The organism is Microcystis wesenbergii FACHB-1317, assembly GCF_014696875.1.
In the GTDB taxonomy this organism is placed as follows: Bacteria; Cyanobacteriota; Cyanobacteriia; order Cyanobacteriales; family Microcystaceae; genus Microcystis; species Microcystis wesenbergii_A.
The window spans coordinates 1-18,822 of sequence record NZ_JACJQV010000230.1; the positions used below are offsets into that span (position 1 = coordinate 1).

The following is an 18,822-nucleotide window of genomic DNA, read 5'->3' on the forward strand; positions in this document are numbered from 1 at the left end:
AGCGTTAGATTTATTGGGAGTTTCCCTGATTTGTACCCAGTAACGGGGCGGCGGAAATTCTTTTAATCCCTTCTACAGCACAGGTTATGGCTTTTTGTCAACGGGGAAGTCCAGGTATAAGAGGTCTTATTTTGTGTTTTTTTGTAAAAAGTGATTTTAAATACAGAAACTTTTTTTAGAATGTATAGATAAGTGACTAGAAAAAATTGAAGAATACTTTCTCACTTAGTCCGAGCTTTTATTTAACTAATTCCGAGGATAATTACCGTGAAAACAGCGAAATATCCCGAAAAAATTGCCGCTCTCTGGACAACATTCCTCTTGGGAACCCTATTTCACACGCAACTGGGGTTAATGCCACTCTTCCATGGTCAATCGATCGTCGAGAGTCATCAAACCAGCAATCTCGATCCGATTTTCTGGGGAATGTTGCTCTTTTTTTTGCTGCCAATGTTAGCGATTATCGGGGTCAATTTTAGCGAAAGTCGCTCCTTGAGAAAGACCCATTTCTGGCTGACAATTCTCTATTCTGTCTTGAATTTAGCCCATCTGATCGCCGATCTTCTGGTCAGACCGATCGCCTGGTATCAAATCGCTCTCATGGCAATTTTATTGATCATCGGACTGATTTTAAATCTAGTTTCCTATCAATGGCTGCGGTTAGCGATCGCCCATCCGCGCGATTTCTCGGAAAGTCATTAGCAGTGCCAAGATCAAGGGGTAGCCAGTTGACTAACTGATTCAGACAAGAGGAGGCCTTTTGATCTCAAGTTGGTGCTTATTAAGGCAAAAGCCAGCTTAAACCAGAGCTAAAGCGATTTTTTCGGAGAATTTAGCCTAAAAAATCTAATTAATCCCTATTATTTCCCAGATAAGCCCGTAAATTGCCCCTGTTTCCGGGCTGACGCTGCCACCTCATCTCACCAAGTGCGGATCTTTTTAGCTATGATAGTTCAGAACCAAGCCAATAAAGGGAACTTTTGGGGCTGGTTATTCATCAGAAAACTCCTAATCGGAGGAGTTAAGCAGACGATATAGTTCAGATTAACGGCAAATATTGGTTAATAGTAATAACGAGGTAATTATTTTGATGAAATCTCTCATTCGTTGGACGGCAACTCTTGGTTTAGTAGGAACGACAATGTTGACTTCGCTGCTGGGCAGCTATTCTAAAGCACTCGCTTTACCGGAAGAACAAATCGTCAAAACCTTGCAGTCTGTACCTGTCTTCGCTATTGCCGATGATCAAGGAGTTCCCTTAATTGCCGTGGGAGAAAAAGAACAGAAATTCACGGGGGTTTTTATTAGTAAGCAGGACGCACAAAACTTTTTTGAACGACTGAAAAAAGAGAATCCTGAAGTGGCCAGCAAAGTTAAAGTTCAGGCTGTTTCTTTGGCACAAGTCTATAAAATGCAAACCAGTCAAACCGATCAAAATCGTTTAATTATCGATTTTGTTCCCAAAGAGTCGGAAGTAGAATCGGCGAAAAAACTGCTCAGTGAAAGAGGTCAACAGTATCAAGGTGGTGTACCTTTATTTGTGCCGAAAGCAGGAAAAGAGAGTAATTTTCTGGTGATCAATCGCAATAATCAGGATTTTATTCCTTTCTTCTTTGAAAAAGCCGCCGCTTTGCAAATGGTAGAACAATACAAAAAAGCTAATCCCGCAGAAGCAGCCACGGTGAAAATTGATGTTATTCCCCTAGAAAGTGTCATTGCCACCCTACAACAAAGCAACGATGAAGCTTTAACTAAAATTCTCCTCTATCCTAGCCAAGAAACGATTGATTTTATTCGAGCAAATAGCAACCAAAATGCTCCCAACCAAGCGCCGGCAAATCAGCCACGCCCTAATAATAATACCAATAATCGCCCCGCCCCCAATCGTTAAGCCTTGTGTCTGCTAGTATTTCCGGTCAAGAATTAAGTCAATGGCGGCAACAGGCGATCGCTGATTTAGCGCAAGCGCAACTATCTGCCAAGGAAGTGGATATCTTTCTGCAAGCAGTGACAGATTTAGATACTCTTTCCCTGCGCTTACAATCCTTTCGCGAACGAGAAAAAATCCCTTTGAGTTATTCCTGGTCGGAAATTACTAAACGCTGGCAAAAACGCCTGCAAACAAGGGTTCCCTTGCAGTATTTGCTCGAATCGGTGGTCTGGCGTAATTTTACCCTGAAAGTCTCCCCAGGGGTCTTAATTCCTCGTCCCGAAACCGAGTTATTAATCGATATCGTTGGCGAAACCGTCAGAGGAGACGACGGGGGAATCTGGGTAGATCTGGGAACCGGTAGCGGTGCGATCGCTATTGGTTTAGCCAGTATCTTGACAAAAGCAGAGATATATGCTACTGATTACAGTCCAACCGCTTTAGCGATCGCCAAAGAAAATATCATCAATACCGGTTTTGCCGACAGAATTATCTTAAAACAGGGTTCTTGGTGGACACCCCTAGAGAAGTGGCAAGGACAGATTAGCGGTATGGTGTCCAATCCTCCCTATATTCCCAGTGCAGAAATCCCCGACCTACAAATTGAAGTGCGGGAACATGAACCCCGTTTGGCCCTCGATGGAGGGGAAGACGGATTGACCGCACTGCGCTATCTAGTGGCCACTGCACCTGATTATCTGCGATCGGGAGGCCTTTGGCTAGTGGAAATGAGAGCCGGTCAAGGGGAAAAAGTAGCGCAAATGCTAGAAAATCAGGGCAATTATCGACAAATTCAGATTATTAATGACCTAGCCGGTTTCGATCGCTTTGTTTTGGCCGAGCGAATTTAGCGCAATGCAGCCGCTTCGCAGTCCCGCAGCCAGAGACGCACCGCTTGGCCGATGGTGCCTTGGCTGGTTTCTAGGGGAGGTAAAGGGACTTGAGCGGGTTCAAGGGCAGCTAATTGACTGTAAACCGTCACTAATCGCCATCCTTCCCCAGTTTTAGTTAAAAATAACCAATGATAATTCTGGAGAGTGACAGAGCGATTTTTGCCATACTGACGCTCTAAAGTTGTAAAAAAAACCTGTTGAGTGTCATCGGCAATTTGACCGGAATATTGACTAGCACTTAAAGGTAGGGGTGCAAATTCGGGACGACCGGCAATAATCACAAAAACTGGTGTAGATAATTTTTGGTCGATTTGGGAACGGGTAATAACTCGATTAGCATAACTGGGTAAATCTGACAAGAGGCGATCGACTAAAAGATTTAAATCCTCCGGACAACTAGAAAGAGGACGACTAACTGCTGGCGAGTTAATCACGGACATAACCAGCAATACAGCTAAATATCGGCTAATTCTTGACAAATTTTTGTCCATGCTACCTTTGGCTCCTCAGCACCGGTGATCGGTCGTCCAATTACTAGATAATCAGCCCCAGCTTTAAGCGCTTGGGCCGGAGTCATCACCCGACTTTGATCCCCTTTGCTTGACCAGGAGGGACGAACTCCGGGGCAAACTAAGAGAAAATCCTCTCCACAGACGCGACGCAATTGCGCCACTTCTTGGGGAGAACAAACCGCCCCATCAATTCCCGATTCCTTCCCCAATAATGCCAGATTTAAGGCATATTCCGATATTTCTAGGGGAATTTTGAGGTCGAGGGCTAATTCACGGGCGTTAAGGCTGGTTAAAACGGTGATAGCGAGAAGTTTTGGCGGCGATAGCAGGTCAGAGATGGCCCCCTTAGCCGCCGTCAGTGCTTGCCGTCCGGCCGTTGCGTGCAGGGTGAGTAAATCCACTTGATAGCGACTAGCTGAACGACAGGCCCCAGCGACCGTATTGGGAATATCATGAAATTTGAGATCGAGAAAGATCTTTTTTTGTCTTTCTTGCAGAAGCGCCAGAATTTCCGCACCGCTACTGACAAATAATTCTAGTCCCACTTTCCAAAAATTGACTTCCGGCAACAGATCAAGGAGTGCGATCGCTGATTCTAAATCCGGCACATCGAGAGGAACAATAATTCGGTCTGAGTTGGTCATATTGGGGCGATACAGTGGGGTGTGGCCCCCCCAACCCCCCCGACATCGGGGGGGCAGGTGGGGTGATGGGGGAGTGGGGAGCTTAAATCAGAGAAAAATCCAATCGGCAAAAGTGGCAGCCTGTCCGCAATAAATGCCATCACGATCGATGATATTCCAAACGATCGCTTTTTCAATGCGAAATAGTTGACCGTTTTTCGTGATCCTTACGCCGTGATAATCGTTGATATAGCCTTGTTTTTTGACTAAATCTAGCATTTTTTGGCGTTCTTGGGCGGTTTCCTCTCCCTCTACCGTTGCTCGCGAAGGAGTTGCTAATAATTCTGGCCAAGTTAAACCCCAGAGATCGAGGGCGGTGCGATTACCATAGTTAAAGATCGGATTAGTTTGTGTACCGTGGGAAACCAGCACAAAAGGGGCATAAAAGAGCATTTTACTCTGTTCTTTGCCAGTACCGATCCGGGGTAAAAGCGATCGCCCGATTAATTGTTCATAACTATCCAGCAGCAATTCTGTCCAGGCTATAATAGCTAAATCTTGCCAAATTTCCATAAAATTATCTTGAAAAACCGGTTTAATCTTCCCTTTGCCAATATTTATAGGCTGCGTAGGCTAAAGTAATCACTCCCGTGAGAATTGCCGACTCATCCACTAAAAATTCCGGATGGTGAAGGGGGGGATTGAGGAGATTAGTCGAACCCACTCCTAGACGGAACATTGTACCGGGGGCCTGTTGCAAATAAAGGGAAAAATCCTCGGCCCCCATGGAAGGTTCCGAGAGAATTAAAACCCGATCCTGTCCCCAAGCTTCTAAACCAGCTTCTTCCACCAAACGGGTTAAAAATTGGTCATTTTGTACCGATGGCACACCCCGACGATAATTTACTTGACATTTAGCGTTATATGTGCTACAGACATTCGTGACCAAACTCTCGATCCATTCCGGGAGATGGGCGTGGGTTTCTGGGTGCAGCGATCGCACTGTCCCTGCCATGCGTACCTGATCGGCGATGACGTTGGGGGCGCGACCACCGCTAATCTGGCCGATGGTGAGGACAATCGGACGCAAGGGGTTTTGAGTCCGACTAATTGCCTGTTGCAAAGTGGTGATTACTTGCGAAGCGATCCAGATAGCATCGATCGCCTCGTGGGGCCGGGCCCCGTGGCCCGATTCTCCTTGAATAAAAATCTCCAGATCGTCGGCAGCTGCAGTTAAGGCCCCGTAACGAACTCCGATCGATCGGGCCGGAATCGAGGGGAAAACGTGCAGCCCAAAAACGGCGCTGACATCCCGCATCACCCCCTCCCGGATCATCCAACTGGCCCCCTGGGCGATTTCCTCTGCTGGTTGAAAGAGAAAGCGTATTTTTCCCCTCAAAGGTTCCGAGAGACGGGAAAGCACCATCGCCGCCCCTAAACCGACGGTAGCATGAACATCGTGACCGCAGGCGTGCATAATCCCCGGTTTACGGGAAGCAAAGTCTAAATCGGTCTTTTCTTGGATCGGTAGGGCATCCATATCGGCCCGGATGGCTAAAATCCTTCGATCACTGCCTTTTCCCGCCAATTCTCCCTTAACTCCCGTTTTTCCCACCGCTTCCTGCACCGATAGACCACAGGAAGACAAAACCCCGGCAATATAGGCGGCAGTTTGATATTCTTGCCCACTTAACTCTGGATTCGCGTGAATGTGGCGGCGAATCTCCACTAATCGGGGTGCGAGACTCTCGGCTATGTTTTTAATCTCGGAGAGCATGAAACCAGTTTTACAGTATCTTTAGAGTTAATCATAGATCATTTTTTACCTGAAAAGTTGGGTCTGGCTGATTTTCAGTCTCAACTGTCTTCTCGGCATTCTTTCAACCTAGGACTAAGCTAATTTGTCAAGAGGATGCAGGAGTTACTATTCATCTCTTGATTCGGTAACGCCTCTTGAGAGAATATTCCAGCTATGATAGGAAACATTGTCTAGTTAGGAAAAAAACATGGTTCAGTCTTCCGAAAAAATTGAAGTTAAGTACGGGGAAAGAGAAATTGCCGAAGGAACATTAATTACTTTCCCCAATCCACGCCCTGGCAGAAATTACGATATTCAGATCACCCTGCCAGAATATACCTGTAAGTGTCCCTTTTCCGGTTATCCCGATTTTGCCACTATTTATCTTAGCTACGTTCCCGATCAAAAGGTGATGGAATTAAAGGCGATTAAACTTTATATTAATAGTTATCGCGATCGTTATATCTCCCACGAAGAAGCAATTAACCAAATTTTAGATGATTTGGTGGCGGCTTGTGAACCCTTGCAAATGAAAGTTAAGGGGGATTTTCATCCCAGGGGTAACGTACATACCGTGGTGGAGGTGATGTATAAAAAAGAATAGCATAATTGTCTAGTTTGGGGATGGGTTGACCCCCATCTCTAGCTGTTCTAGTTTTTGTTGTTCAAGTTTTTTGCTATCGTCCTCTTCATGGAACAATTGCAACTTAGGAAGATTTAAAACCTCTTTGTACTCCTTGATAATTTCAGATGATGCTATCCATTCAAAGCTTGAAGAAGCAAGAACATAAGCAATAGCTATCTTTAGTTTACCTCCTCTAAAAGCCGCAGGAATCAAGATATTTGTATCGAAAATAACTTTCATTCACCCCTATAAGCGTCTATTTCCGCTGGGATTTCTTCATTGGTAATGGGGTTATCTTTATTTCTTGAGTTTCTTTGAATAATTTCTTCAATTCATCCACTAAAGCCATCCTTTCCTCATCTGTTTGTGGGCGTTGAATTTCTTGGGCATCTTTAGGTGTATTTTGTAATTATTCGACAAAAGATATAACCGAATTAATACTAAATCCGTTGAGTATAGGCTACCTATCAGGATAGGCACTCATGCAAGAGGCAACCCCCCACCCCCCCGACGTCGGGGGGGCAAGGGGGGGGTCGGGGGAATAAATAATCAGTCTTTAATAACTGGATTTAGTATAAGTTGCTCTTCAGAAAGATGGTTTATCTTTTCAATCAAACGCTTTTTAATTGTTATTGTATTCATTTGTTCTAAGTTTTTAAGTTAGGTAAACTGGTTGAATGTCTGCTTGGTATTTTTTAGGTTTGAGATTTTAGCATATCCTTTAATAAAGGAGTGTCAGGAGATAAAAAGGCTAAGACAATATCTTCGTGTGCTATTCCCAAATGAATTAAGTCTTGAGTGATTCCTGTCTCCATGCCATCCTATTCAATATAGAATTTTGGCGTTGCTAATTTGAGGGATTTTTAAAACCTAAACCCAAACTAACTTTTGCACGGGAACCTGCACAGAACGCCAACCTCCCCTTTTCCTTGTTTGTTGCTTGCGTTTGTTGCCGCCATTTCACAAATTATCTGCGGCAAAGGGCTGATTCTCGATCGATTGGATCGGCAAAAGGCGCACTACAGTTAGCCCATTTGACCAAATCAATCTCAAAAATGACAATAACGGCGAATATTGTACCTGCTCCCGCAAGAAAGGCGATCACCGCCATTGTCATCTGATTTTTCTTCACCCTAGCTCCTTAATTGCCTAAACTGAGGGACTTTCAGCTGCTGTTTGCCCTCATCCTCTTTATACCGATCAGCAAGCCCCAGAAACCACTGCACGCTGGTTAGTTTAATCCCATTATTTGACATGAAAAAAGAGGGTTTGCAGGCAGGCACGGATTCCCATTCTATATATAAGTATCTGTCAAGTGCGGGGATTTGTCAAGGGTTTTTTATTGAGATTTTGTTAATCATCTCGAATACCGTGCATCATGGATTAGTAAACGCTCCGAAAGATTGGCAATATTCCAGTTTTCACCGTTATGTTGAAGAAGGAATTTATGATCAGATGTGAGGAGCTTCAGAAAAGCTGATCTTTGATAGTGATATCGGTATGGAATAAAATGTAGAAGTGAAACCCAAAAAATTCAGGTAAGAAATAAAAGCAATGTTGGGTTTCGTTACCTCAACCCAACTTACAAGATCAGCGATCGCACTACAGGATCAGCGATCACCTTTATCGAGAAGAAATAGCTACCTGCACATTCGGAGAAAAATTCTCGATTTTTCGAGAAGCATTAAGAATTTCAATCCCGATTACATTACCTGCTTGATCATAGTCAAGAATAACCCCCGGACTGATTGCCTCACTTTCTTCTACGGGTGTGTCATGCCAGGTAATTGTTAAAACGTCAACTTCAGCATCATATTTAGCTTTCATTTGATAGCTGCCTATATTTTCTAAGTTTACTGGTAACATATAGTGTAACAATTTTTTGAGGCTCAACTAAGTCATTAATGTAAATTCTCAGAAGATAAGTTTTATTGTTAATGGCGACAAACGTACCTTGATAAACTTTGAGTCCATCTTCTTCTAAAATTTGCTCAGGATTATTGAGGATGTCCTGCAATATTTTTAAAGAGATTTGGCGTTGAATAATTTTTTCTTCGGCATGGTGACTTAAAATAAAGTTCACGAGGATTTCGGAGTATTTTTTTGTAAGGGATTAGGGTTCTTCGGTTTGTCTTATGCAATGGACGGGGTTATAAGGAATGAAACCTTTATAGAGACAGACATTGCCGCAATTTTTGTCAATTGTTGGCGATCTGGAGCGAACTAATCAATTAAATATCTTGCCAGATAAGGATTGAGTCGATTTATGCCCCCACATCGAACCATACCAAGTCCCGAAGAGCCTGGATTAGCAAAAATTATAAAGCAAATAATCGCACTGTAGGTCGGTTTGAACGAAGTGAAACCCAAAAAATTAAGGTAAGAAATAAAGGCAATGTTGGGTTTCGTCACTAATAGTTGGTATGGAATAAAATGTAGGTTGGGTTGAACGAAGTGAAACCCAAAAAATTAAGGTAAGAAATAAAGGCAATGTTGGGTTTCGTCACCTCAACCCAACCTACAAGATCGGCGATCGCACTACAAGATCGGCGATCGCACCACAAGATCGGCGATCGCACTACAATCATAAGTTTTAATGCCAAAATTCAAAAATTAAATCTCATAAGATTTTAATAAAGAAAAACCAATAATTAACATTATAATTCCAATCACAAATTCCGTTATTTTCCATGTCAATGGATTAGAAAAAAGAGGCTTAAGTAACTGCGCACCATAGCCAAGAGAGTAGAAAAAAACGAAAGAAGCAATAGATGTACCGAACCAAAAATAAAGTGCTTCGTTTCTATATTTTGATGAAACTGAACCAATCAGAAATATTGTGTCTAAGTAAACATGAGGGTTAAGCCATGTAAAACCAAGACAAGTTAACATAACTTTCTTAAAAGATTTCGATTTTACATCATCAAATTCAACTCTATGATTTGTTTTCAATGAAGATTGCAAATTGGTAAATCCATAAAAAAATAAAAAAGCTGCTCCTCCATATCTGGCAATAATTGATATCCAAGGGAATTTTTCAATAAAAACATAAAATCCAGATACGCCAATCGCTATCAACAAAGCATCAGATAGTGAACAAATTAGACAAACCCAAAAAATATGCTCTCCTTTTAATCCTTGTTTCAATACAAAAATATTTTGAGGTCCAATAGCAAAAATTAAGGAAAATCCAAGTAAGAAACCATATAACAGTCCATTCATAAACAAATCATCTTGTAATTTATTAATAAAAATTTTTTCAATTTTGACTTGTCATTAATTTTGCTATAAATTCCGTATAAGAATTATTTTTAAATAATATCTGATCATTAATTCGTTCATGCAAAATATGTAACCTTTCTGGTGTAATTGAAGGAATTAAATGATGTTCTACATGATAATTAGTTCCGTTTGTTAACCAAGTCATCAACCAATTTGACTTAATAGATCTGGTATTTTTGAAAATGTCAGTATCTTTTTCACAACCTAAATGTTCCGGTAACTCAATTAATGTATGAATAGGTGCTGCACAAAAAAACAATAAAAAAATACGCGATAGTTCTATTTTATTTAATAAAACAATAGCTAATAAACTGGTTAGTAAAAATAGTCCAAAAATTAAATAGTCATTTCTAATTGCATTTTCATTTTTTTTGTTATAAACTTCGCCAAATGATTGATTTGTAAAAGCCGAAAAAATATAAGCAGATACCCGAATCCAGTGAGGAATCATAAACAAATTATATATAAATTTACCTAAATTATCATTTTCTTTTGAGTATTGAAAAAACTCGGAATCTTGATCTGTTCCTACATATTGATGATGATGAATATGACGATCCTTATAATGTGAATACGAAATTAAAAGAGGTAGCCCAAGAAAAAACCCAACTACTCTATTTAAAAGACGATTATTGAAACCATTTTCATGGAGTGCTTGATGTTGTAATTCTATACCATGAGCCATCATAATTGATGCAAAAAAAGCCCCAAAAATTTGTAATCTTAAATCGTGGCAAAAAAAGAGAAATATGCCTGAAAACAAGCAAATTCCCCAAATTAATATCTTCATTAAATAAATAAATAATAGGTTGATTACCTATCAGATCATTATTTGATTTGAAAATGTCTTTACTTTTTTGCATTTTTGGATTATTTTTTTGGTGTGATTTAGTGCGATCGCAACTCTCATCGCTTAAGGTTAAGAAATGCAATCTAATTATAGGAAATGATAACCTTATTGTCAAGTTACTGCGATCACTTTCTCTGATGAAGTGCGATCGCCGATTTTATTAGCGAGAAATAAGGTAATGTCGCATCATATCACCTCAACCCAAGCAACAGATCGGCGATCCAGCCATATTCTGGATAGGACTACTTCAATAACTCGATTTCCCCTGGTCGCCAAGTCTTATCAAACCAAGGCTCAAGCGGGCCATAGAGCCGAAGAATCGTATTCCAACCCGTGCCCGGATTTGTCTGTACCCAGTTATTTTCCTTACCCGCAAGCGGTTTCGGCCCGAAATAGAGATCCACAGAGCCATCCGCATTAACCAAAAGTCCCTTAGTCTGACTACCGACACTAGGAAACTGTTGATCCGTCTGAATCATCGATCGCATCTGGTTACTATAAAGAATCACTGACCAGAATAGTAGCACGCTAGGATGTGTTAACGTAACGCAGAATAATTACAAATTCGTCATGATTAAAAGCAAAAAAGCGCGTTAAGTAACTATTTTTTAAGTCAAGACGGCAATTAGCGATCGCCCCTCCTGATCAAAAAGCGATCACACCATGAGAAGAAAACCTGATCGCACTAAAGTCCAAAATAATCGCAAATCAGATAATTATTGTTAAGAAAACAATTTGGTACGTTACATTTCATTAGCGTACCCTACACGCTCACCGACCATACTAACCGGTTGCTTGTCGAGAGCAATTTCAAATAAAAATTCAGGGGCAAAGTCTGCTCCGTTTGGCCATTCTATTGTCCGACTATTGACATATACTTTTTGAAATAAGCTTTGATCTTTTAAGGGTTCAAAGATTTCCCCATACAATTCTTGTTCTAAATCTACAATCCCTTCTATTCCATTATTAAAGGTTAGCTTTAATTGATACTTATCCAGATATTCCACACAGATAACATGAAGAAATAGCTCCTTTTTAGGGAAGGGGATCGATTCTGTTAAGAGGTTTTCTTTGACGCGCATTTTCCCAGTTCTCCAATAGTTCAGATTGGTGTAGATCAAGCCACTCCCATATTAGATTTAGTCCTCTTTTGGGCATTTGACCACAAACTTCACCTGTGTGAATCATTATAACCGCTTCATAATCTTGATACTCGGCATGGATATGAGGCGGATTGTGATCGTTATAGTTCATGGTGATTTTTATTCCATAGAAGCTTGATAGAGTGGGCATGAGTAAGAATAGTAATAAAGGTTGCTTTCTAAAAGTTTTCCCCCTATTGTAAGCGATCGCCCTTGGCGTTCCAGCAATGACAATTTTAAAGTTTAATCAACAAAATAACAGCGATTACATTGAGCCTAGTCATAATGAAATTTACAACTAATAATAATAATTTTTGTCTCTGTTGGTTCCCCAATCCAATACATCTGTCTGTCTTTGTCGCAGTTGTTTGGCCGTTTCTTCTAACCAAGCAAGATAGTCTTGTTCGTATAAGTCTTTAGCGCTGGTCAGGTATTAGGTTTTTATTTTTTTGACGCTTATCTAACCTGAAAAAAGAAGGTTCGCAGGCAGGCACGGATTCCCATTCTATATATAAGTATCTGTCAAGGGCGGGGATTTGTCAAGGGTTTTGACAGTAGAAAAGGAGAAAACTTTTAACAATACACTTGTTCTAACATAGCATCAGTAAGAGATTTTTGGCCGTGATAATAGAGACGACGATTGAGACAACCGATCGATTTAACATAGGTAGATAGGGTTCCCAGATCATGGGAAATAATTAAAATGGTCATCCACTCATTCAATTCTTGCAACAGGGAAAAAATACTAGCACGCATTTGGGGATCGACACTGGCAGTGGGTTCATCTAAAATCAAGAGACGGGGTTCTACCGCTAAAGCGCGAGCGATATAAACCCGTTGGCGCTGTCCTCCCGAAAGTTCAGCAATCGATCTTTTTTTCAACGCTAACATTCCCACACTATCTAAAGCTTTATCTACCCTTACTTCATCTTTTTTACTATAGCCTTGCCAGAGTTTTTTGCTGCTCAATCTCCCCATTTTTACCACCTCACCCACAGTAATGGGAAATGAGCGATCGCATTCGACAAACTGCGGCACATAACCGACTAATTCCCGACCTTTTTCGACACTTTGCCCCAAAATACTGACTTCTCCCCGCCAAGGTTTAATTAATCCCAGTAAAACCTTAAGCAGGGTAGTTTTTCCCCCTCCATTCGGTCCGATAATTCCCAGAAAATCCAGTTCTTGAATGGTTAAATTAATATCTTCGAGGATGGGTTCCTGTTCGTAGCCGGCCCAGAGATTACTAATGGTAATGATCGTTGACATATACAATAGGGCAAAATTAACTTCTTGGTTAGGATAGGCACTCATGCAAAAGGCAATAGGCAAGAGGTAGTTAGATATGTGCAATTAATTGTGTCTAGCTACATATACAAACAATTACTGATTTAAAACTGTGGCCATTTTTTGGGAAACTTGTCGCAGGTTTTCACTCCAATTTTCAGCAAAGGCACTGATAAGGATTACCTGTCCCCCAATTTCCCTAGCAATAGTTTCGGCACTTTTCTGGCTAAATTCTGGTTGAGCAAAAATAACTTTAATATTCTCTTTTTTTGCCTGTTTGATTAGTTGACTTAACTGGGCAGCACTGGGTTCATTGCCTTCGATTTGGATCGCAATCATCTCTAAACCGTAATCTTGGGCAAAATAGCCCCATTCAGGATGAAATACCATAAACTTTTTGTTTTTAATCCCTGCCAAGTTTTGCCGAATTTCTTGATCTAATGCGTCTAATTCCTGACTGAATTTTTCCAAGTTAGCCCGATAGATAGCTTCCTGACCGGGATCGAGTTGTGCTAGGGTTTGATAAATAGTCTTTGCTTGTGCTTTGACTCGTTTTGGTGATAACCAAATATGGGAATCTAGGGTGTTTTTTCCAGCTTGATGTTTTTCTTCCTTGCTGTGATCATGATCGTGATTATGTTCTGCTGTCAAAGGGATTTTATCTACTCCTTGACTGGTATCGACGATTAACATCTGTTGGTTAACACTGTTTAAGCGATCTTTCCAAGCATCTTCTAAGGATACACCGATTTTAAAGTAGGCTTGCGATTGGGCTGTGGTTTTTAATTGTTCGGGTTTTGGTTCATAGGTGTGGGGATCTGTGCCAGGTTGAATCATGGCATTAACACTGACTCTATCACCGCCGATGCGTTTGACGAAATATTCCTGCGGTACGATACTCACTGTCACCTGTAAGGGTGTCTTTGCTTCCTTTTCCTTGACCGAGGGACTACTACAAGCTGTTAAGCTGGCTATAGTCATTGTTAAAGCGATCGCTGTTAACTGGAATTTTTTACCCATCGGAGTTAACTGAGTCTGATTATGATTCTCATCTTATCACATTCGGTGAGAATCGTTATCATTCTGAAAATATCTCCGTATAGATGAACTGATTTTGCTGGCAATTAAAAAATTTTCTCTTGCCAACCAACGCTTGACATGATAGTATATAGATAATGGAAAATCCGTGCGCCTGCGACCCCCCTCTGGTCAGGTCAAATAAAGCCCAAAAAAATTAACCCCAAAAAGTAGCCGGTGAACTGAGAACGCACAACTGATAAGTAGGGAGGCACAATTATTTGTAGGATGGGTTAGCGGTAGCGTAACCCATGCGGGCGTTGGGTTTCATGCTTCAACCCAACCTACGTTCATCTTGCTAAGACTGCATCGGAGTGCCAGAGTTGGGAGCAGGGAGAGGAAGCCTGAGCATTTGTACTAAAACTCCCAAGAGGCAGTTTCAATTCAGTAGAGCTTAACTCTGCCGACAATTTTCTCCCCTTGACTATCGGTTAATTTTTTTTCCCAAAAAGCTTGACAAAACCCCACGACTTGACAGATAATTTCTTACATAATGGAAAATCCGTGCGCCTGCGACCCCCCTCTGGTCAAGTCAAATAAAGCCCAAAAAAATTAACCCCAAAAAGTAGTGGGTGAACTGACAACTGATACTTGCTAAGACTGTGCCGGAGCAGGGAGAGGAAGCCTGAGCATTTGTACTAAAAATCCCAAGAGGCAGTATAAATTCAGTAGAGCTTAACTAAAAACCGAGCGCCGATCACGAAAAAATGACTTTTGCCTCCGTTATTCGCAACATTGAAAAATCGCCTTTAACTGCCGAACTTATCCAAAAACTGGAGAAAAACGGCAATTTAACCCTAACTGGCCTTGCCCGCTTACCGAAAGGATTAATAGGCACAGCTTTCGCCCGTTGTCAAGGAAAAAATCTTTTAATTATCTGTGCCAATCTAGAAGAAGCGGCACGTTGGGCGGCACAATTAGAAGCAATGACGTGGAAAGGTGTTTTCTTTTATCCCACCTCGGAAGCTTGCCCCTACGAGACATTTAATCGGGAATCCGAGATGATTTGGGGACAGATGCAGGTATTATCGGCAATCAGTCATCAAGAGGCCGGAATTGCGATCGTTACCACCGAAAAGGCCCTGCAGCCCCATTTACCCCCTAGAGAGGTTTTCGAGCAATATAGCGATAATTTTGCGGTAGGAAGGGTTATAGAAGCCAAAAACCTCGATCTAACCCTAGCTAGATTAGGATATGAACGGGTTTCACTGGTAGAAACCGAAGGACAATGGAGTCGTCGCGGCGATATCGTTGATATTTTCCCAGTTTCGGCAGAATTACCGGTCAGGTTAGAATTTTTCGGCGATGAATTGGAAAAATTGCGAGAATTTGACCCTGCCACCCAAAGATCCCTCGATTCTATCCCCAATCTGCTTCTTACTCCCACTAGCTTTGCGGCGATCATTGCCCCTTCTCTTCCCCCCACAGTGGCCGATTATCTGGGGGCCGAAGATCGAGAAAAATTGGCTAATGGCATTTATCCAGAGGGAATTGAGCGATTTTTAGGCTTAGCCTTCCCTCAACCTGCCTCTTTATTGGATTATCTCCCCGAAAATACCCTTATTGCCTTTGATGAACTGGAAAGCTGTCAAGCTAGAAGCGATCGCTGGATAGAATATATTGGGGAACGCTGGCAAGAGATAGAACCAGCTTTACCGCAAATTCACCGTTCTTTTGGCGAATCTCTGCAAATATCGCTCAAATTTCCCCATCTCTACCTCTCGGAAATAGACGATCACCTCTCCGAAAATAGTCTTAATCTCTCCAGTCGTCCGATTCCCACCAATCCGGGACAATTCGCCAAACTAGCGGAAATTTTACGGGGAAAAAGAGAGATTTATAGCGGTATTAAAGTAAATAAGTACGCTACATGGTTAATATCTGCCCAACCCTCCCGCACAGTCTCGTTATTACAGGAACACGACTGTCCGGCCCAATTTATCCCCAATCCCCTTGATTTTGGGGCGATCGAGCGCTTAATAATTCAAAACACCGCTACAGCCCTAAAATACTCAGGATTAGCTGAATTAGAAGGTTTTATCCTCCCCACCTATCGCATAGTCGTCGTTAGCGATCGAGAGTTCTTCGGGCAACATCTTTTAAATACTGCTGGTTACGTCCGCAAACGTCGGCAAGCAGCCTCGGTACAGGTGGATGTGAATAAACTCCGTCCCCTCGACTTTGTAGTACATAAACACCATGGCATCGGACAGTTTATCAAACTAGAAAAGCAGGAAAGCACAATTGGCGGAGTAGTGCAAGGTCGAGATTATCTAGTTATTAAGTATGCTGATGGATTATTGCGGGTTCCTGCCGATTCTGTTGATAATCTCTCCCGTTATCGTCATACAGGTAATCAAGAGCCAGAATTACATAAAATCTCTGGCAAAGCGTGGGAAGCGACGAAAGCTCGCGTCAGGAAGTCGATTAAGAAGTTAGCAGTTGATTTAATCAATATTTACGCCCAACGCGCCCAAAAATCGGGTTTTGCCTATCCGATGGATAATCCCTGGCAGCGGGAGTTAGAGGATTCTTTTCCCTACCAACCCACTGCCGATCAATTAAAAGCGATACAGGATGTGAAACGGGATTTAGAAAGCGATCGCCCGATGGATCGATTAGTCTGTGGGGATGTGGGTTTTGGTAAGACAGAAGTGGCGATTCGTGCTATTTTTAAAGCTGTCACCACGGGTCATAAACAGGTGGCTTTATTAGCACCAACAACGATTTTAACCCAACAACATTATCACACTCTGAAAGAACGTTTTGCTCCCTATCCCATTAATGTGGGTTTATTAAATCGTTTTCGCACCAATTCCGAGAAAAAAGATATCGTCCAGCGCTTGAAAACGGGGGAATTGGATATAGTGGTGGGGACGCAGTTGTTATTGAGTAAAGCGGTGGAGTTTAAAGATTTAGGATTATTGGTAATTGATGAAGAACAGCGTTTTGGGGTCAATCAAAAGGAGAAAATTAAGGCTTTTAAAAGTAATATTGATGTGTTAACCTTGAGTGCGACACCGATTCCCCGGACTCTTTATATGTCCCTTTCTGGGGTGCGAGAAATGAGTTTAATTACCACACCTCCTCCCTCTCGTCGTCCCATCCAAACCCACCTTTCTAGTTATAATTCTGATGTGATTAGAACGGCAATTCGCAATGAATTGGATCGGGGGGGACAGGTTTTTTATGTAGTACCCAGAATCGAGGGAATTGAAGAAAAAGCGGCAGCAATTCAAGGGATGATTCCTGGTGCTAGAATTGCCATCGGCCATGGTCGTATGGATGAGGCTGAATTAGAGACAACCATGTTAGCTTTTAATAATGGGGAAGCGGATATCTTAGTCTGTACGACTATTGTGGAGTCGGGGTTAGATATTCCCAGAGTTAACACAATTATCATTGAAGATGCCCAAAAATTCGGTTTAGCGCAACTCTATCAACTGCGGGGACGGGTGGGGCGATCAGGAGTACAAGCGCACGCGTGGTTACTTTATCCGGCCAAGGCAGAACTAACAGAAACCGCTCGGGAAAGATTAAAGGCAATTCAAGAATTTACCCAGTTAGGATCGGGGTATCAATTAGCGACTAGGGATCTGGAAATTCGCGGTGCGGGTAACTTATTAGGTGCGGAACAATCGGGACAAATGGAAGCGATCGGTTTTGATCTATATATGGAAATGTTACAGGAAGCTTTGCGGGAAATTCAAGGTCAAGAAATTCCTCAAGTGGAGGATACCCAAATCGATCTGAAATTGACGGCATTTATTCCTAACGATTATATATCCGATCTGGAGCAGAAAATGGATGTCTATCGGGCGATCGCTACTGCTAATTCTCAGAAAACTTTAGGACAAATTGCCGCCGATTTAGTCGATAGATACGGGGCAATTCCTGCACCGGTGGCACAATTATTTAAGGTAATCGAGTTAAAACATCTGGCTAAATCCCTCGGTTTTTCGCGAATTAAACCCGATGGAAAACAGCATATTATCCTAGAAACTCCTATGGAGGAACCAGCGTGGAAATTATTACAAGAACACCTACCCCAACATATACAATCACGCTTTGTTTATAGTCCCAAACAGGTGACGGTTAGGGGTTTAGGATTGGTAAAACCACCACAGCAGTTAGATAGTTTATTGGAGTGGTTAGCTAAGTGTAAAGATGGTTTACCGACGAGGAATTAGACTAAATCCTGTTTAAAAAGTATAGTGGGACTTAGGCATTTTCGGGCAGCAAAAAAGGCTCAAACCATTACGGGACAAAGGGTTAACCTCGATTTATGATTTTCCTTGATCTATCTGGGTTTCAGCGATTTTGGGCTTCTCGAAGTAAATCCCAAGCAGGGATTGGGGTTGAGGCTTTTCTCGATTTGTTTTTTGTCTAAGTCCCAATAGGAGACTGGGAATTATGAATTATCAATTATCAATTATGAAGTGGGGAGCAGGGGAGAAGATAATCACTAAAAGTAATCTCCTGTCTCAACCGGGAAATTACTTTTGCAAGACTACCTAAGTAGCTGGTTATAATTAAATTTAAAATGGATTTTGCCTTTAATCCCCCCTTGATAAGGTAGGGTTGATTCATGAATCAACCCTACCCTTGATAACGGGGATATCTGATAATTTTTAACGCCTACCTACTCATAAGGTGCTTTGGGTACGGAGAGAGAGGGATTCGAACCCTCGTTAAAGTTACCCCTAAACAGCATTTCCAGTGCTGCGCCTTCAACCGCTCGGCCATCTCTCCAATTGAGGTCACGATCATCCATCCTACAGCAAATGCTGCCGATCTGTCAAA

21 protein-coding genes, 1 tRNA gene and 1 pseudogene are annotated in these 18,822 nt (G+C 41.9%); 5 read left to right on the forward strand and 18 right to left on the reverse strand.

All coding sequences use genetic code 11. The features are described from left to right. Positions 1-267: 267 nt before the first annotated feature. The 3 genes from H6F92_RS23970 (at position 268) to prmC (ending at position 2,781) form a co-directional block, all read left to right on the forward strand. Positions 268-702: a hypothetical protein gene (locus tag H6F92_RS23970; RefSeq protein ID WP_002763808.1), complete on the forward strand. Its 435-nt coding sequence runs from the start codon at positions 268-270 to the stop codon at positions 700-702. Between the two features lie 388 nt (positions 703-1,090). After that, positions 1,091-1,891, forward strand: coding sequence for a Tic22 family protein (locus H6F92_RS23975; protein WP_190359765.1), 801 nt, complete (start codon positions 1,091-1,093; stop codon positions 1,889-1,891). A gap of 5 nt (positions 1,892-1,896) precedes the next feature. Next, entirely contained in the window at positions 1,897-2,781 is an 885-nt protein-coding gene (prmC, locus tag H6F92_RS23980) for a peptide chain release factor N(5)-glutamine methyltransferase (protein WP_190359766.1), read from the forward strand. Here prmC and H6F92_RS23985 read toward each other — a convergent pair. The 4 genes from H6F92_RS23985 to H6F92_RS24000 form a co-directional block, all read right to left on the reverse strand. Then, entirely contained in the window at positions 2,778-3,314 is a 537-nt protein-coding gene (locus H6F92_RS23985) for a hypothetical protein (protein WP_190359767.1), read from the reverse strand. The genes prmC and H6F92_RS23985 overlap by 4 nt on opposite strands. Beyond that, positions 3,278-3,979 carry an orotidine-5'-phosphate decarboxylase gene (gene pyrF / locus H6F92_RS23990; RefSeq protein WP_190359768.1) on the reverse strand — a complete coding sequence of 234 codons (702 nt, stop codon included), beginning with the start codon at positions 3,977-3,979 and terminating at the stop codon, positions 3,278-3,280. Before pyrF ends, H6F92_RS23985 begins: the two co-directional genes overlap by 37 nt. A gap of 87 nt (positions 3,980-4,066) precedes the next feature. Beyond that, entirely contained in the window at positions 4,067-4,531 is a 465-nt protein-coding gene (locus H6F92_RS23995; protein ID WP_190359769.1) for an MEKHLA domain-containing protein, read from the reverse strand. A gap of 22 nt (positions 4,532-4,553) precedes the next feature. After that, positions 4,554-5,735 (reverse strand): M20 family metallopeptidase, encoded by a 1,182-nt coding sequence (locus H6F92_RS24000; RefSeq protein WP_190359770.1) that lies wholly within the window; start codon positions 5,733-5,735, stop codon positions 4,554-4,556. A 229-nt stretch (positions 5,736-5,964) separates the two neighbouring features. Between H6F92_RS24000 and queF the strand changes: the two genes are divergently transcribed. Continuing rightward, complete coding sequence (gene queF, locus H6F92_RS24005) at positions 5,965-6,360, forward strand: preQ(1) synthase (protein ID WP_002740916.1); 396 nt, start codon at positions 5,965-5,967, stop codon at positions 6,358-6,360. A gap of 9 nt (positions 6,361-6,369) precedes the next feature. Here queF and H6F92_RS24010 read toward each other — a convergent pair whose 3' ends face one another. The 13 genes and pseudogenes from H6F92_RS24010 to H6F92_RS24070 form a co-directional block, all read right to left on the reverse strand. Next, positions 6,370-6,621 carry a PIN domain-containing protein gene (locus H6F92_RS24010; protein ID WP_190359771.1) on the reverse strand — a complete coding sequence of 84 codons (252 nt, stop codon included), beginning with the start codon at positions 6,619-6,621 and terminating at the stop codon, positions 6,370-6,372. Positions 6,622-7,076: 455 nt separating this feature from the next. Beyond that, positions 7,077-7,196 (reverse strand): hypothetical protein, encoded by a 120-nt coding sequence (locus H6F92_RS27155; RefSeq protein ID WP_190359772.1) that lies wholly within the window; start codon positions 7,194-7,196, stop codon positions 7,077-7,079. A gap of 152 nt (positions 7,197-7,348) precedes the next feature. Continuing rightward, positions 7,349-7,513, reverse strand: a complete 165-nt coding sequence (locus tag H6F92_RS24020; protein WP_190359787.1) for a hypothetical protein — start codon at positions 7,511-7,513, stop codon at positions 7,349-7,351. Between the two features lie 491 nt (positions 7,514-8,004). Continuing rightward, positions 8,005-8,247, reverse strand: coding sequence for a DUF2283 domain-containing protein (locus H6F92_RS24025; protein WP_002775710.1), 243 nt, complete (start codon positions 8,245-8,247; stop codon positions 8,005-8,007). Beyond that, positions 8,198-8,464, reverse strand: a complete 267-nt coding sequence (locus H6F92_RS24030; protein WP_002798441.1) for a hypothetical protein — start codon at positions 8,462-8,464, stop codon at positions 8,198-8,200. The genes H6F92_RS24025 and H6F92_RS24030 overlap by 50 nt, the downstream gene beginning before the upstream one ends. A 530-nt stretch (positions 8,465-8,994) precedes the next feature. Next, the gene (locus tag H6F92_RS24035; protein WP_190359773.1) at positions 8,995-9,603 is read right to left on the reverse strand and encodes a LysE/ArgO family amino acid transporter; all 609 of its coding nucleotides are present in this window, start codon (positions 9,601-9,603) and stop codon (positions 8,995-8,997) included. A gap of 37 nt (positions 9,604-9,640) precedes the next feature. Next, positions 9,641-10,453 carry a fatty acid desaturase family protein gene (locus H6F92_RS24040; protein ID WP_190359774.1) on the reverse strand — a complete coding sequence of 271 codons (813 nt, stop codon included), beginning with the start codon at positions 10,451-10,453 and terminating at the stop codon, positions 9,641-9,643. Between the two features lie 302 nt (positions 10,454-10,755). Continuing rightward, on the reverse strand, positions 10,756-11,040 hold the full coding sequence (locus H6F92_RS24045; RefSeq protein WP_190359775.1) for a DUF1214 domain-containing protein: 285 nt from the start codon (positions 11,038-11,040) through the stop codon (positions 10,756-10,758). A 216-nt stretch (positions 11,041-11,256) separates the two neighbouring features. Beyond that, positions 11,257-11,595: a DUF2442 domain-containing protein gene (locus H6F92_RS24050; protein WP_190359776.1), complete on the reverse strand. Its 339-nt coding sequence runs from the start codon at positions 11,593-11,595 to the stop codon at positions 11,257-11,259. Beyond that, positions 11,549-11,806, reverse strand: a complete 258-nt coding sequence (locus tag H6F92_RS24055; RefSeq protein ID WP_002792623.1) for a DUF4160 domain-containing protein — start codon at positions 11,804-11,806, stop codon at positions 11,549-11,551. The genes H6F92_RS24050 and H6F92_RS24055 overlap by 47 nt, the downstream gene beginning before the upstream one ends. 180 nt (positions 11,807-11,986) lie before the next feature. Then, a pseudogene (locus H6F92_RS26645) lies at positions 11,987-12,085 on the reverse strand (DUF29 family protein); the annotation flags it as partial. A gap of 143 nt (positions 12,086-12,228) precedes the next feature. Further along, the gene (locus tag H6F92_RS24065; RefSeq protein WP_322874213.1) at positions 12,229-12,969 is read right to left on the reverse strand and encodes a metal ABC transporter ATP-binding protein; all 741 of its coding nucleotides are present in this window, start codon (positions 12,967-12,969) and stop codon (positions 12,229-12,231) included. A gap of 69 nt (positions 12,970-13,038) precedes the next feature. Beyond that, entirely contained in the window at positions 13,039-13,962 is a 924-nt protein-coding gene (locus H6F92_RS24070) for a metal ABC transporter solute-binding protein, Zn/Mn family (protein ID WP_190359777.1), read from the reverse strand. 764 nt (positions 13,963-14,726) lie between these two features. On the opposite strand from H6F92_RS24070, the gene mfd reads away from it, so the two are divergent. Next, positions 14,727-18,209, forward strand: a complete 3,483-nt coding sequence (mfd, locus tag H6F92_RS24075; RefSeq protein ID WP_190359778.1) for a transcription-repair coupling factor — start codon at positions 14,727-14,729, stop codon at positions 18,207-18,209. A gap of 475 nt (positions 18,210-18,684) precedes the next feature. Here mfd and H6F92_RS24080 read toward each other — a convergent pair. After that, positions 18,685-18,771, reverse strand: a tRNA-Ser gene (locus H6F92_RS24080). Between the last annotated feature and the right edge of the window lie 51 nt (positions 18,772-18,822).